This is a genomic window from Pantoea sp. SGAir0180 (genome assembly GCF_043546245.1).
Genome location: NZ_CP028071.1, coordinates 3,571,863 through 3,587,665 on the forward strand (window position 1 = coordinate 3,571,863; position 15,803 = coordinate 3,587,665).

Below are 15,803 nucleotides of genomic sequence, written 5' to 3' on the forward strand. Positions count from 1 at the left end.
GTTACGACAATAAAGCCTGCCTTAAAAGCAGGCTTTACAGACTTTTAAAGGGGACGCAGCGATATTTCCCCACCCATCCAGGATTTAATTTCGCCCTCTTGTTCCAGCAGCAAACCACCCTGATTATCAATGCCGCGTGCAATGCCGTGAACTTCCCGCTCGCCCATCAGTAACCTGACCGGACGGTTGATAAAGTTGTCTAAGCCTGCCCAGCGTGCGACAAAAGGTGCCAGACCTTCCTGTTCAAAAACAGGTAGTGCCTCACGCAGGCGATTGATTAACGTTGCAGCCAGGTCATTACGATCAAGCGTTACGCCCGCTTCCTGCAGATTAATCCAGCCCTGATTGATTTGCGCCGCGTCGGCATTTCGCATCGCTAAATTGATGCCCGCTCCCATTACGATCTGCGCAGCATCGCCGGTTTTACCGGTTAACTCCACTAAGATGCCTGCTAATTTTCTGTCATGGAGGTAAATATCATTCGGCCATTTTACGCGAACATCCTCCGCACCTAATGACTGAAGCGTCTCTGCCATCACTATACCAATCACCAGGCTGAGCCCCATCGCTGCAGCAGGCCCTTGCTCCAGACGCCAGTACATAGACATATAAAGATTAGCACCGAAGGGAGAAAACCAATGCCGCCCGCGTCGTCCGCGTCCCGCTTGCTGATATTCCGCCACACAAACGGCACCTGAAGGCAGTGAATCCATACGCTCAAGTAAATACTGGTTCGTCGAATCGATAACCGGTATCACGGCGACATCAGGCTGAGAAAGCTGACCAAGAATCGCCTTTTCATTGAGCAACTGAAGCGGTGCAGGGAAGCTGTAGCCTTTCCCGGTAACCGTATACACTTCAAGGCCCCAGCTTTTTAACGTCTGAATATGTTTATTAATTGCTGCGCGGCTCATGCCGAGCGTTTCACCTAATTGCTCACCAGAATGAAATTCGCCATCTGACAGGATATCAATAAGCTTTAGCGGTACGCTGTGGTCTTTCATGCAATCACCTCAACCGCATTGCATTCACCTTGTGCCCGGATAAAACGGACCTCAGGCTCAAGCCAGACATCAAATTTCTCACCTACGCGTGCGCGCACCTTTTTTGCCAGCGCAACGATATCGCCTGGCGTGGCATTGGCGGCATTAATCAGCACTAATGCCTGCTGCTGATGAACTTCCGCGCCGCCAACCCGACAGCCTTTAAGCTGACACTGATCGATTAACCAGCCTGCGGCAAGTTTTACCGTACCCTCTGGTTGGGGATAATTTGGCATCGCAGGATAGTGATTAAGCAATACTTCGGCCTGCTGCCGACTAATCACTGGATTTTTGAAAAAACTGCCAACATTGCCTGTTATTTTGGGGTCAGGTAATTTGCTCTGTCGCATATGGCAAACGGCATGAAACACATCCCAGGCATTCGCAGTCGCCGGATTAAGCGTCTTTAAATCGCCATACGTCAGCACCGGTTGCCACTGTTTGGTTAATGAAAACCCGACGGCAACAATCGTATAGCCCGACTGGTACTGATGTTTAAAAATGCTGTCGCGATAGCCAAACTGGCAATCGTCACGGCTTAAACGCTCAGTGACGCCGGTTTGCAAATTCAGCACGTCTACATATTCACAGACATCTTTCAGTTCAACGCCATAGGCGCCGATATTCTGGATGGGTGCAGAGCCGACCATACCGGGAATAAGTGCCAGGTTCTCTAGTCCGGAAATCCCTTTTTCCAGCGTCATTTTTACCAGTTGATGCCAGTTTTCACCCGCGCCAACATGCAGCTTCCAGCGCTCATTCTCGTCGCGTATTTCAACTCCAGCGATGCGGTTGAGCACCACAATGCCCGCGAAGTCCTCAAGAAACAGTACATTGCTGCCTTCACCCAGGATCAAAAAGGGTTGCTGGTTACGCTGGCTCATCTGCCATGCCGCAAGTATGGCTTCAGGTGTTTCGGCGACAATACGAATTTGTGTGCTGACATCAAGACCGAGCGTATTGTCGGCTTTTAAGGAGGTATACGAGCTGGACATGATAAGGCCTTCACGGGGTTAATCTGGCCGTAGTTTACCGCATCATGAACGGATTGAGAGGGAATTTGCGTGCGAAGACGTTTTTCGCTGCATATCAGCCACTCAGAACGCTGAACGGGTAGAAAGAAATCCCGTCGCGGGCATGACGACAGGGGAAGCTGATGGAATGTGAGTTGTTTAAAGCATCTAAAAACACAGGCGGAACAATTGTGAAGTATCAGCAGAACTTTGTAGAGGTGGGCATCCGTTTCATCCAGGCCGTTTTGCCAACCGCACGTTTAAACAGCGCGGTTTGATCGCAGTCTGTTTAGCTATTCACTGGAGAGATTGATGCAAAGCATGGGCTAAAAGGCATAGACAGGAAAGGGCCGCTGACGACATATTCTTTCCTTTTACATGCAGAGGCAAGGTAAACGGACCAGGGAGGATGACCGGCAGGCGACGGCAGAGATCTGCCCTGAAGCCCGCAGAGGTCCGGCAGCCCCCGCCCTCCCCGGACGACGGACGTAAAAAAGCCCCGTACTTCCGTACGGGGCTTCTTCACCTGATTGATGCCTGGCAGTTCCCTACTCTCGCATGGGGAGACCCCACACTACCATCGGCGCTACGGCGTTTCACTTCTGAGTTCGGCATGGGGTCAGGTGGGACCACCGCGCTACAGCCGCCAGGCAGATTCTGTCTGCCGCACCGCCCCCTCGGGCCGCACGGCGTTATCCGGTAAACAAGGCTGAAAATTCTTCTGTCTCTCAACCCAAAACGCCTCTGGCGTTGTAAGGTTAAGCCTCACGGGTCATTAGTACCGGTAAGCTCAACGCATCGCTGCGCTTACACACCCGGCCTATCAACGTCGTCGTCTTCAACGTCCCTTCAGGAGGCCCGAAGCCTCAGGGAGAACTCATCTCGGGGCAAGTTTCGTGCTTAGATGCTTTCAGCACTTATCTTTTCCGCACTTAGCTACCGGGCAGTGCCACTGGCGTGACAACCCGGACACCAGCGGTGCGTTCACTCCGGTCCTCTCGTACTAGGAGCAACCCCCTCAATTCTCCAGCGCCCACGGCAGATAGGGACCGAACTGTCTCACGACGTTCTAAACCCAGCTCGCGTACCACTTTAAACGGCGAACAGCCGTACCCTTGGGACCTACTTCAGCCCAGGATGTGATGAGCCGACATCGAGGTGCCAAACACCGCCGTCGATATGAACTCTTGGGCGGTATCAGCCTGTTATCCCCGGAGTACCTTTTATCCGTTGAGCGATGGCCCTTCCATTCAGAACCACCGGATCACTATGACCTGCTTTCGCACCTGCTCGAGCCGTCACTCTCGCAGTCAAGCTGGCTTATGCCATTGCACTAACCTCCTGATGTCCGACCAGGATTAGCCAACCTTCGTGCTCCTCCGTTACGCTTTGGGAGGAGACCGCCCCAGTCAAACTACCCACCAGACACTGTCCGCAGCCCGGATCACGGGCCCACGTTAGAACACCAAACATTAAAGGGTGGTATTTCAAGGACGGCTCCACGCAGACTGGCGTCCACGCTTCAAAGCCTCCCACCTATCCTACACATCAAGGCTCAGTGTTCAGTGTCAAGCTGTAGTAAAGGTTCACGGGGTCTTTCCGTCTTGCCGCGGGTACACTGCATCTTCACAGCGATTTCAATTTCACTGAGTCTCGGGTGGAGACAGCCTGGCCATCATTACGCCATTCGTGCAGGTCGGAACTTACCCGACAAGGAATTTCGCTACCTTAGGACCGTTATAGTTACGGCCGCCGTTTACCGGGGCTTCGATCAAGAGCTTCTCCTTGCGGATAACCCATCAATTAACCTTCCGGCACCGGGCAGGCGTCACACCGTATACGTCCACTTTCGTGTTTGCACAGTGCTGTGTTTTTAATAAACAGTTGCAGCCAGCTGGTATCTTCGACTGGCCTCGGCTCCGGGAGCAAGTCCCTTCACCTACGCGCCAGCGTGCCTTCTCCCGAAGTTACGGCACCATTTTGCCTAGTTCCTTCACCCGAGTTCTCTCAAGCGCCTGGGTATTCTCTACCTGACCACCTGTGTCGGTTTGGGGTACGATTTCGTGTTACCTGATGCTTAGAGGCTTTTCCTGGAAGCAGGGCATTTATCACTTCAGCACCGTAGTGCCTCGTCGTCACGCCTCAGTGTAAAGTGCACCGGATTTGCCTGGCACACACACCTACACGCTTAAACCGGGACAACCGTCGCCCGGCCGATATAGCCTTCTCCGTCCCCCTTCGCAGTAACACCAAGTACAGGAATATTAACCTGTTTCCCATCGACTACGCCTTTCGGCCTCGCCTTAGGGGTCGACTCACCCTGCTCCGATTAACGTTGAACAGGAACCCTTGGTCTTCCGGCGACAAGGTTTTTCACCTTGTTTATCGTTACTTATGTCAGCATTCGCACTTCTGATACCTCCAGCATGCCTCACAGCACACCTTCAGCGGCTTACAGAACGCTCCCCTACCCAGCAACGCTTACGCGTCGCTGCCGCAGCTTCGGTGCATGGTTTAGCCCCGTTACATCTTCCGCGCAGGCCGACTCGACCAGTGAGCTATTACGCTTTCTTTAAATGATGGCTGCTTCTAAGCCAACATCCTGGCTGTCTGTGCCTTCCCACATCGTTTCCCACTTAACCATGACTTTGGGACCTTAGCTGGCGGTCTGGGTTGTTTCCCTCTTCACGACGGACGTTAGCACCCGCCGTGTGTCTCCCGTGATAACATTCTCCGGTATTCGCAGTTTGCATCGGGTTGGTAAGCCGGGATGGCCCCCTAGCCGAAACAGTGCTCTACCCCGGAGATGAATTCACGAGGCGCTACCTAAATAGCTTTCGGGGAGAACCAGCTATCTCCCGGTTTGATTGGCCTTTCACCCCCAGCCACAGGTCATCCGCTAATTTTTCAACATTAGTCGGTTCGGTCCTCCAGTTAGTGTTACCCAACCTTCAACCTGCCCATGGCTAGATCACCGGGTTTCGGGTCTATACCCTGCAACTTAACGCCCAGTTAAGACTCGGTTTCCCTGCGGCTCCCCTATACGGTTAACCTTGCTACAGAATATAAGTCGCTGACCCATTATACAAAAGGTACGCAGTCACACCACGAAGGTGCTCCCACTGCTTGTACGTACACGGTTTCAGGTTCTGTTTCACTCCCCTCGCCGGGGTTCTTTTCGCCTTTCCCTCACGGTACTGGTTCACTATCGGTCAGTCAGGAGTATTTAGCCTTGGAGGATGGTCCCCCATATTCAGACAGGATACCACGTGTCCCGCCTTACTCATCGAACTCACAGCCTGTGCACCTTTGTGTACGGGAGTATCACCCTGTACCCTGCGACTTTCCAGACGCTTCCACTGATGCACAAGCTGATGCAGGTTCTGGGCTCCTCCCCGTTCGCTCGCCGCTACTGGGGAATCTCGGTTGATTTCTTTTCCTCGGGGTACTTAGATGTTTCAGTTCCCCGGTTCGCCTCATGCCGCTATGTATTCACTGCATGATAGTGTGACGAATCACACTGGGTTTCCCCATTCGGGTATCGCCGGTTGTAGCGGTTCATATCACCTTACCGGCGCTTATCGCAGATTAGCACGCCCTTCATCGCCTCTGACTGCCAGGGCATCCACCGTGTACGCTTGGTCGCTTAACCTCACAACCCACAGGCGTTTTGCGCTTGCGTGTTATGAGCTTTTGAGAGACCCGAACGCATCGTGCTGTGTTCCTTATTACGGAGGAACACGACGTGCGTCGTTTCAAATTTTCAGCTTGTTCCGGATTGTTAAAGAGCATAATACTTCGCAGCACACCGTCGCCGGTACGCTCTGAAGTATTGTCAGAAAAAACAGCAAGTATGGTGGAGCTAAGCGGGATCGAACCGCTGACCTCCTGCGTGCAAGGCAGGCGCTCTCCCAGCTGAGCTATAGCCCCATACAGTTACTGCAGAGACCACTACTACCACTCAACCGAGTACACATTCTTCGCATGGAGGAATGCAATTTCTTCTCAGGCAAGGCATGCGGAAGGGAAGTTTACCTCTGTAAACGACCGCGCGCATAACGCAGCATGAGGAGAAATTTGGTAGGCCTGAGTGGACTTGAACCACCGACCTCACCCTTATCAGGGGTGCGCTCTAACCACCTGAGCTACAAGCCTGTAGAGGTTTTTTCTGCTCGTGACTTCTATCAGACAATCTGTGTGAGCACTGCGCACGAAGGTATCCTCAGGTAAGGAGGTGATCCAACCGCAGGTTCCCCTACGGTTACCTTGTTACGACTTCACCCCAGTCATGAATCACAAAGTGGTAAGCGCCCTCCCGGAGGTTAAGCTACCTACTTCTTTTGCAACCCACTCCCATGGTGTGACGGGCGGTGTGTACAAGGCCCGGGAACGTATTCACCGTGGCATTCTGATCCACGATTACTAGCGATTCCGACTTCACGGAGTCGAGTTGCAGACTCCGATCCGGACTACGACGCACTTTATGAGGTCCGCTTGCTCTCGCGAGGTCGCTTCTCTTTGTATGCGCCATTGTAGCACGTGTGTAGCCCTACTCGTAAGGGCCATGATGACTTGACGTCATCCCCACCTTCCTCCGGTTTATCACCGGCAGTCTCCTTTGAGTTCCCGACCGAATCGCTGGCAACAAAGGATAAGGGTTGCGCTCGTTGCGGGACTTAACCCAACATTTCACAACACGAGCTGACGACAGCCATGCAGCACCTGTCTCAGCGTTCCCGAAGGCACCAATCCATCTCTGGAAAGTTCGCTGGATGTCAAGAGTAGGTAAGGTTCTTCGCGTTGCATCGAATTAAACCACATGCTCCACCGCTTGTGCGGGCCCCCGTCAATTCATTTGAGTTTTAACCTTGCGGCCGTACTCCCCAGGCGGTCGACTTAACGCGTTAGCTCCGGAAGCCACTCCTCAAGGGAACAACCTCCAAGTCGACATCGTTTACGGCGTGGACTACCAGGGTATCTAATCCTGTTTGCTCCCCACGCTTTCGCACCTGAGCGTCAGTCTTCGTCCAGGGGGCCGCCTTCGCCACCGGTATTCCTCCAGATCTCTACGCATTTCACCGCTACACCTGGAATTCTACCCCCTCTACGAGACTCAAGCCTGCCAGTTTCAAATGCAGTTCCCAGGTTAAGCCCGGGGATTTCACATCTGACTTAACAGACCGCCTGCGTGCGCTTTACGCCCAGTAATTCCGATTAACGCTTGCACCCTCCGTATTACCGCGGCTGCTGGCACGGAGTTAGCCGGTGCTTCTTCTGCGGGTAACGTCAATTGCTGAGGTTATTAACCTCAACACCTTCCTCCCCGCTGAAAGTACTTTACAACCCGAAGGCCTTCTTCATACACGCGGCATGGCTGCATCAGGCTTGCGCCCATTGTGCAATATTCCCCACTGCTGCCTCCCGTAGGAGTCTGGACCGTGTCTCAGTTCCAGTGTGGCTGGTCATCCTCTCAGACCAGCTAGGGATCGTCGCCTAGGTGGGCCGTTACCCCGCCTACAAGCTAATCCCATCTGGGCACATCCGATGGTGTGAGGCCCGAAGGTCCCCACTTTGGTCTTGCGACGTTATGCGGTATTAGCTACCGTTTCCAGTAGTTATCCCCCTCCATCGGGCAGTTTCCCAGACATTACTCACCCGTCCGCCACTCGTCACCCGAGGAGCAAGCTCCTCTGTGCTACCGTCCGACTTGCATGTGTTAGGCCTGCCGCCAGCGTTCAATCTGAGCCATGATCAAACTCTTCAATTTAAAGTTTGATTTGCTGCAACCAGTGCAGCGATGCTCAAGGAAAACGTCGTAATGAATTTCACTACGTGTTCACTCTTAAGACTTGATATTTTTTGCGTCCGGAGACGCGGATATCAATCCTGCGAGTGCCCACACAGATTGTCTGATAAATTGTTAAAGAGCAGTGCAACCAGCGGGTTAACCGTCTGTTGCGAGGTGGCGTATATTACGCTTTCCTCCTTCAGAGTCAACTTCTTTTTCAGAAGTTTTTCTCCGGCGGCTCAGTTGCCTGACCCTCTCAACACCGCATTCCGTAAGCCGTTGTGCCGTGTCGATGGAGGCGCATTATAGGGAGTTCGCGCGGCCTGACAAGGGTTAATTGCAAAAATATTACTGTTCGTCTCAAATTTCGCCAGATCGCGTTTTTTCAGTACGATTTGCCTGGTAACTGTGCAAAATCTCTGGCGAAACCGCGCACCTGCTCCCAGTCCGTATACTCAACTTCCTTCGTCGTATCCGTTTCGCCGCCGGTCATGCGCATAATCAACTTAATCATGACCCGATCAAACCAACGATAGCGGGGATAATACAGTGCACCAGCAAAAACCGCACAGCAATCGGGCTTCCAGGGGGACTGCGCTAAAAACTTAACGGTATAGGCATTGGTTTCCGGCGTCCGCTTCTCTGGCTTACGCGCCGTAAGATTCACGGAGAAGAAGCCGCTGACGCGCTGCTGCAATGCGGCCAGGTTCTGCTTAACAAATTCGTTTACGGCGGGCTGAAAGTGACCATAACGGATTGAAGCCCCAATCAGCACCCGATCATATTGCTGCCAGTCAATCGCGTCTGCATCCTGAATATTCATCACATCGCACGCTTGCTCGCCCTTAATCGCCTCCGCCATAGCGGAAGCGATTTTTTGCGTCTGACCGTCACGGGTCGAAAAGAGAATTAATGCTTTCATCATCTGCATCCTTATTAGTTATTCTCGCCAGAAGGTTGGCGTGAATAACACCAGCAACGTGAATACCTCAAGGCGACCAAACAGCATAGTCGAAATTAAAATCCACTTTGCCACATCATTCATTGAGGTGAAGTTATCCGCTACAACACCCAGACCGGGCCCCAGGTTGTTTAACGTTGCGGCGACCGCGGCAAACGCAGAAAAATCATCCACGCCGGTGGCAATAATGGCCAGCATACTGATCAGGAAGACCAGCGCATACGCAGAGAAGAATCCCCAGACCGCTTCCAGGATGCGTTCTGGCAACGCGCGATTACCCAGCTTAATGGTGTAAACCGCATTGGGATGGACAAGGCGTTTGAGTTCGCGATTCCCCTGTTTACACAGCAGCAGGATGCGGATCACTTTCAGGCCACCGCCCGTCGAACCGGCACAGCCGCCAATGAACGCAGAGCAGAGCAGCAAAACCGGCAGGAACAGCGGCCAGCGCGCAATACTGTCTGTGGTGAATCCCGCTGTCGTCGCCATCGAGACAACCTGGAAAAACGCCTGATTCAACGTTTGCCAGCCACTGTCATAAACATTATGGAACCACAGTACCACTGTACAGATCAGTACCAGCGTCAGTTGCACACCGATAAACATACGAAATTCGGGATCGCGTAAGTACACCCGAAGATTGCGGTTACTCAGTAAAGAGAAGTGCAGGCCGTAGTTACAGCCGGAGATCAGCAGGAACACGGCCACAATCGTATTAATGGTGCCGCTCTGGAAATAGCCGATACTGGCATCGTGGGTTGAAAATCCCCCAATAGCAATCGTCGAAAAGCTGTGCCCAATGGCATCGAAGGCGGGCATTCCGGCAAACCATAATGCCAGTGCGCAGGCCACCGTCAGTAATACATAGATAAGCCATAGCGTCTTGGCCGTTTCGGCAATACGCGGACGCATCTTATTGTCTTTCAACGGACCGGGCATTTCGGCACGGTAAAGCTGCATCCCACCGACGCCCAGAATGGGCAGAATCGCCACCGCGAGCACAATGATTCCCATACCGCCAAGCCACTGCAGCATCTGGCGATAGAACAGAATCGCTTTAGGCAAAGAGTCCAGCCCCACCAGCGTCGTCGCACCGGTGGTGGTTAACCCGGAAAAGGATTCAAAAAAGGCATCGGTAACCGACAGATGCGGCTGTTCGGCAAAGATAAACGGCATGGCCCCGACGCTGCCCAGCACGGTCCAGAACAGCACCACGATCAGAAACCCTTCGCGCGGCTTAAGCTCCGTTTTCTTCTTACGGTTTGGCCACCACAATAATGAACCAATCACCAGAGCCATCATAAACGTCTGGCTGAAGGCGCGGCCGGCACCATCCCGATAAATCAGCGCAACGAGGCCGGGTACAATCATCGTCACCGAGAAGAGGATCACCAGCAGACCGACAATGCGGGTAATGGCGCGAAAATGCATTAAGCCGTTCCTTTAGTTAAAGAGAAGAACATCATGGTATAAGCGGAAGAAGCGTTAACGCACCCCGGCTGAAGTCTGACAGATTTTGCTTAAATCCCTCAATTTGTCCATAAGGCAAAGCCAGCGTCATCGCGATACGGGCGCAATAATGACTTTCAGTAATGCTGCCGTCGTAGCGCTGCACCAGACGCTCAATGTCGCTCAACTGGGCGTAGTCACACTGCAACGTGAATAACCTTACCGGGACTTTTCGCTGGCGCTCAAGCTGTTTCAGCCCTTGCTGGACACCGCCGCCATAAGCCTTTACCAGACCGCCCGTTCCCAGCATGATGCCGCCGTAGTAACGTACGACGACGGCGGTGATTTCCCCTATGCCTGCCCCCATCAACTGCGCCAGCATAGGTTTCCCCGCCGTTCCCGAAGGTTCGCCGTCATCGGAAAACCCCAACTGCTGCGAATCATCGGGCGCGCCCGCCACCCAGGCCCAGCAATGATGCCGGGCCGTCGGATAATCCTGTTTTACCTGCTGGACAAAAGCCCGCGCGGCTTCGACACCGTCCGTGTGCGCCAGTAACGTAATAAACCGGCTCTTTTTGATGGTCTCCTCACTCACGCTCAGCGCTTGCGCAGGAATATCGTAAGCCTCCATCAGGCGAGGTGCAGGTCGCGCGTCATGTTTTCAACGCGATTAGCATGAATAACCACGTTATCTTCAATGCGAATGCCGCCGTAAGGCTTAAGCGCATCCAGTGTCTGCCAGTTAAAATGCGCACTGAATTTGCCAGCGCGCAGCGGTGCCAGCAGTGAATCAATAATGTAGAAGCCTGGCTCGATGGTTAACACCATCCCCGGCTGGATGACACGGGTGCAACGCAGGTAAGGATATTGCGCTGGCGCAGCCAGGTGCGTCCCGCTTTCATCTTGCATAAATCCGGCGACATCATGAACCTGCAGGCCCAGCGGATGACCTAAACCGTGTGGCATAAACGGACCGGTCAGGTCTTCGGCCACCAACGCCTCTTCACTGATGCCGTGGACCAAATCAAACTTCACCAGTAATTTTGCAATGCGCTGATGCATTTGCAGATGGTAATCGGTGTAGCGCACGCCCGCTTTCAACGTCGCAATCAAGGCCAGCTCTTCCGCATTCATCGCCTCCACCATTTTGGCATACAGCGATCCGCTTTGTGCGGCATAGCTGCGGGTCAGGTCAGCGGCATATCCCTGATATTCCGCCCCGGCATCAATCAGGAAACTGTAGCGCTTAGCCGGTGGCTGATGATCCAGTTTGGTGTAATGCAACACGGCAGCATGTTCGTTCAATGCAATAATGTTGCCGTAAGGGACATCCGTATCGCGATGACCAGTCGCGGTCAGGTACGCCTGATTAATATCGAATTCACTCAGACCTGCCGCAAACGCTTCTTTGGCAGCGCGATGTCCTGCCACGGCAATTTTCTGCGCCTGACGCATACAGGTCAGTTCGTAGTCAGTTTTAATACTGCGGTGATAATGCAGGAAATCGATCACCGCTTTAGGATTGATGTTGCCTGCCGTAATGCCTAACTGCGCAGCGCGTTCGACGACCGGGCCAATATAGGCAACATTTTCGCGCTGAGCAGGCAGGAGATCGCCAATGGCATTCGCGTTTGCCAGCCCGATAATCTCAATGTCGTCGGTCCAGAAACTGTGCGGAAGCGGTTCAACGTTGTGCCAGTAATCCACCGGCGAATAGAACCACAATTTCGGCTTGTTCACGCCATCGATCCACAGCCAACAGTTAGGTACCTGTGTTACCGGCACCCAGGACTTGAACTGCGGGTTGACCTTAAACGGATACGTGTGGTCGTCCAGAAATACGGTGAGTAGCTCGCCGGAATGGATCAGCATGGCGTCCAGTTTATGACGTGCCAATACCTGCTGAGCACGTTGTTGCAAGGTCGTAATATGCGCGTGATACAAGCTCTTAAGTGAATCCATTGCCGCCTCTCCAGTGTCCGGAAAAGCCGCAGTTTATCACAGGCAAAATCCGGATGCCGGGTTCCCCGTGGCTGTGATCTTGTTAGCAAATAAACAAAGACCTGTTTGCAAAAAATTAACATCCCTCCCAAACTCACGATCATCTGGTATGACCAGATCACCTTTCGCGGTTTCAGGAGACGTACATGCTCTACCAAGGCGCTAACCTCACTCTTCACCAGCTGGACGATGGTATTGTCGAGCTGGTATTTGATGCCCCCGGCTCCGTTAACAAGCTGGATACGCAAACCGTGGCCAGTCTTGGCGATGCGGTAACGGTGCTGGAAAAACATGCCGGCCTGCGCGGTGTGCTTCTGCGATCAGCAAAACCCGCCTTTATCGTGGGTGCGGACATTACTGAATTCCTGGCGCTCTTTGATGCGCCGACAGAGAAACTGAGCCAGTGGCTGACCTTCGCCAACAGTATCTTCAATCGTCTGGAAGATTTGCCGGTGCCCACGATCTCGGCGATTGAGGGCTATGCGCTGGGCGGTGGCTGTGAATGTGTACTGGCCACGGATTTGCGCGTTGCCACACCGACGGCCCGCCTGGGGTTACCGGAAACGAAGCTGGGCATCATGCCGGGTTTTGGCGGCAGCGTGCGTCTTCCTCGTCTGTTAGGTGCCGACAGTGCAATGGAAATCATTGCCGCAGGCAAAGATGTTGACGGTGTTGAAGCGCTGAAACTGGGTCTGGTGGATGCGGTTGTCAGCAACGATAAGCTGCGTGATGCTGCGTTAACCATGCTAAAAGCGGCCGCCCACGACGGCAGTTGGCGTGCCCGTCGCGCCCCTAAACTGGCTCCATTGAAACTCAGCCCCGTTGAAGCCGCGATGAGCTTTACGATAGCCAAAGGCATGGTGATGCAAACGGCGGGGAAACACTACCCTGCGCCAGTCACTGCCGTTAAAACCATTGAAGCGGCAGCAGCGCTGGGCCGCGATGATGCGCTAAAGCTGGAAACCGCAGCGTTTGTTCCGCTGGCACAGTCAGATGTGGCCCGCGCGCTCGTCGGGATTTTTCTCAACGATCAGTACATCAAAAGTCTGGCCAAAAAACGCAGTAGTGAAAGCGGCACGCCCAGACAGGCCGCCGTGCTGGGCGCCGGTATTATGGGCGGTGGAATCAGCTATCAATCGGCATGGAAAGGCGTGCCGGTTAAAATGAAGGATATCAATCCGCAGGCGCTGACGCTGGGCATGAATGAAGCCAGTAAGCTTCTGAATAAGCAACTGGAACGCGGTAAAATAGACGGAAACAAGCTGGCCAGCGTCATTGCCACTATTCAGCCTACTCTCGATTATGCCGGTTTCGACCAGGCCGACATCGTGGTAGAAGCCGTCGTCGAAAATCCGAAAATCAAGGCCAGCGTTCTGGCTGAAACCGAAACCCATATGCGCGCTGATGCCATTCTGGCGTCAAACACCTCAACCATCCCCATCAGCCATCTGGCGCAGGCGTTGCAGCGTCCAGAAAATTTTTGTGGCATGCACTTCTTTAACCCGGTTCCACGTATGCCGCTGGTAGAGGTGATCCGTGGAGAGAAAACCAGTGAGGCCACGCTGGGTAAAGTTGTCGCCTGGGCCAGTAAAATGGGTAAAACCCCGGTGGTGGTGAATGACTGTCCGGGTTTCTTTGTTAACCGCGTTTTGTTCCCCTACTTCGCTGCCTTCGGCATGCTGTTGCGTGATGGTGCGGACTTCCGCCAGATCGACAAGGTAATGGAAAAACAGTTTGGCTGGCCGATGGGGCCTTCATGGCTGCTGGATGTCGTGGGCATTGATACCGCGCATCATGCGCAAAGCGTCATGGCGGACGGTTTTCCTGAACGGATGAAAAAAGACTATCGCGATGCGATCGATATTCTGTTTGAGGCGAAGCGTTTTGGTCAGAAAAATGGTCTGGGTTTCTGGCGCTGGGAAGAAGACAAAAAAGGGAAACCGAAAAAAGTGTCCGATGCAGAGGTCGATGCCTTACTCGAACCCGCCTGCCAGCCTAAACGGATATTCAGCGATGAAGAGATTCTGAATCGCATGATGCTGCCGATGTTGAATGAAGTGGTTCGCTGCCTGGAAGAGAAGATTATCGCCTCACCTGCTGAAGCAGACATGGCGCTGGTCTATGGTCTGGGATTCCCGCCTTTCCGTGGCGGCGCTTTCCGTTATCTCGACACTTTGGGTAACGGCAACGTGGTGGATCAGGCGAAACGTTATTCGTCATTGGGTGGGCTGTATGCGCTCCCTGCCCTGCTGCTTGAGAAAGCGCGCCAACACGAAAGCTGGTATCCCGCCGTCAAACCGATCGATGAAGCCGCGTTCAGAAGCGCCTGAGGTAATCAAAATGGAAAATGTGGTAATTATTGACGCGGTGCGTACGCCGATGGGCCGTTCAAAAGGTGGGGCATTTCGCCATGTACGCGCCGAGGACCTGTCCGCGCATGTCATGCGTGCTCTGTTGAACCGCAATCCGGGGGTGAATGCCGCCACGCTGGACGACATTATCTGGGGTTGCGTGCAGCAAACGCTGGAGCAAGGCTTCAACATTGCCCGCAACGCCGCGCTGCTGGCTGAAATCCCGCACCGCGTTCCGGCGACAACGGTTAACCGTCTTTGCGGTTCTTCAATGCAGGCCTTACATGACGCCGCACGCGCAATCATGGTCGGCGATGCTCAGACCTGTTTAATTGGCGGTGTCGAACATATGGGGCATGTCCCCATGAACCATGGCGTCGATTTTCATCCGGGTTTAGGCCGTACCGTTGCGAAAGCCGCAGGGATGATGGGGCTAACGGCAGAGATGCTGGCGCGCATGCACCATATCAGCCGCGAGCAGCAGGACGCTTTTGCTTTGCGCTCTCATCAGCGTGCCTGGCAGGCCACGCAGCGTGGCGATTTTGCCAATGAAATTGTTGCGCTGCATGGTCACGATGCCGATGGCGTCCTGAAACGCTATGACGTTGACGAAGTCATCCGTGAAGATACCAGCCTGGAAGGACTGGCAGCACTGCGGCCTGCCTTCGATCCGGTGAACGGAACAGTCACTGCGGGCAGTTCGTCAGCGTTATCAGACGGGGCGGCGGGCATGTTGATCATGAGTGAAAGCCACGCACGAGAGCAGGGCCTGAAACCCCGTGCACGCATTAAAAGTATGGCAGTAGTGGGATGCGATCCTTCCATTATGGGATACGGCCCGGTCCCGGCCAGCAAGCTGGCACTGAAGCGCGCCGGGCTGAGCGTAAATGACATTGATGTTTTTGAACTTAACGAGGCTTTTGCCGCGCAGGTTCTGCCCTGCATCAACGATCTCGGCCTGTCAGACAGGCTCGATGACAAGGTCAACCTCAATGGCGGCGCCATCGCGTTGGGCCATCCGTTAGGCTGCTCAGGCGCACGCATCAGCACGACGTTGCTGAACATTATGGAACGTCGCGATGCGCAGTTCGGCCTGGCCTCCATGTGTATTGGTTTGGGTCAGGGCATCGCTACCGTTATTGAACGCGTTTAATACGTTGGAACGTTATAGTGTGAGATTTACCCGCCTGTCAGGGG

Annotated in this window: 9 protein-coding genes, 2 tRNA genes and 3 rRNA genes; 3 read left to right on the forward strand and 11 right to left on the reverse strand. The window is 53.7% G+C overall.

What is annotated here, in order from left to right; translation table 11 throughout:
• Nucleotides 1-44: 44 nt before the first annotated feature.
• Together birA and murB are read right to left on the reverse strand one after the other, a co-directional pair.
• Entirely contained in the window at nt 45-1,004 is a 960-nt protein-coding gene (gene birA, locus C1N58_RS16755; protein ID WP_375097300.1) for a bifunctional biotin--[acetyl-CoA-carboxylase] ligase/biotin operon repressor BirA, read from the reverse strand.
• A complete protein-coding gene (murB, locus tag C1N58_RS16760) occupies nt 1,001-2,038 on the reverse strand; it encodes a UDP-N-acetylmuramate dehydrogenase (protein WP_324020643.1) in 1,038 nt (345 codons plus the stop codon). Before murB ends, birA begins: the two co-directional genes overlap by 4 nt.
• A gap of 161 nt (nt 2,039-2,199) precedes the next feature.
• On the opposite strand from murB, the gene C1N58_RS16765 reads away from it, so the two are divergent.
• Complete coding sequence (locus tag C1N58_RS16765) at nt 2,200-2,334, forward strand: hypothetical protein (protein ID WP_394550113.1); 135 nt, start codon at nt 2,200-2,202, stop codon at nt 2,332-2,334.
• Between the two features lie 257 nt (nt 2,335-2,591).
• On the opposite strand, the gene rrf is transcribed toward C1N58_RS16765, so the two are convergent.
• The 9 genes from rrf to pepQ form a co-directional block, all read right to left on the reverse strand.
• A 5S ribosomal RNA gene (rrf, locus tag C1N58_RS16770) occupies nt 2,592-2,707 on the reverse strand.
• Between the two features lie 103 nt (nt 2,708-2,810).
• Nucleotides 2,811-5,708: ribosomal RNA gene (locus C1N58_RS16775) — 23S ribosomal RNA — on the reverse strand.
• Nucleotides 5,709-5,910: 202 nt separating this feature from the next.
• Nucleotides 5,911-5,986 (reverse strand) — tRNA-Ala (locus C1N58_RS16780).
• 148 nt (nt 5,987-6,134) lie between these two features.
• Nucleotides 6,135-6,211: transfer RNA gene (locus C1N58_RS16785), tRNA-Ile, on the reverse strand.
• 72 nt (nt 6,212-6,283) lie between these two features.
• A 16S ribosomal RNA gene (locus C1N58_RS16790) occupies nt 6,284-7,823 on the reverse strand.
• Together the 16S, 23S and 5S rRNA genes with 2 tRNA genes alongside form the textbook arrangement of a ribosomal RNA operon.
• Nucleotides 7,824-8,229: 406 nt before the next feature.
• Nucleotides 8,230-8,766 carry a menaquinone-dependent protoporphyrinogen IX dehydrogenase gene (gene hemG, locus C1N58_RS16795; RefSeq protein ID WP_033737395.1) on the reverse strand — a complete coding sequence of 179 codons (537 nt, stop codon included), beginning with the start codon at nt 8,764-8,766 and terminating at the stop codon, nt 8,230-8,232.
• A gap of 18 nt (nt 8,767-8,784) precedes the next feature.
• Nucleotides 8,785-10,236: a Trk system potassium transporter TrkH gene (trkH, locus tag C1N58_RS16800; RefSeq protein WP_033737393.1), complete on the reverse strand. Its 1,452-nt coding sequence runs from the start codon at nt 10,234-10,236 to the stop codon at nt 8,785-8,787.
• A 31-nt stretch (nt 10,237-10,267) separates the two neighbouring features.
• A complete protein-coding gene (locus C1N58_RS16805) occupies nt 10,268-10,885 on the reverse strand; it encodes an IMPACT family protein (RefSeq protein WP_394564355.1) in 618 nt (205 codons plus the stop codon).
• On the reverse strand, nt 10,885-12,216 hold the full coding sequence (pepQ, locus tag C1N58_RS16810) for a Xaa-Pro dipeptidase (RefSeq protein ID WP_394564356.1): 1,332 nt from the start codon (nt 12,214-12,216) through the stop codon (nt 10,885-10,887). Before pepQ ends, C1N58_RS16805 begins: the two co-directional genes overlap by 1 nt.
• 185 nt (nt 12,217-12,401) lie before the next feature.
• Between pepQ and fadB the strand changes: the two genes are divergently transcribed.
• Together fadB and fadA are read left to right on the forward strand one after the other, a co-directional pair.
• A complete protein-coding gene (gene fadB / locus C1N58_RS16815) occupies nt 12,402-14,585 on the forward strand; it encodes a fatty acid oxidation complex subunit alpha FadB (RefSeq protein ID WP_039343613.1) in 2,184 nt (727 codons plus the stop codon).
• Nucleotides 14,586-14,595: 10 nt separating this feature from the next.
• Nucleotides 14,596-15,759 carry an acetyl-CoA C-acyltransferase FadA gene (gene fadA / locus C1N58_RS16820; protein WP_006121482.1) on the forward strand — a complete coding sequence of 388 codons (1,164 nt, stop codon included), beginning with the start codon at nt 14,596-14,598 and terminating at the stop codon, nt 15,757-15,759.
• The last annotated feature ends 44 nt before the right edge of the window (nt 15,760-15,803 follow it).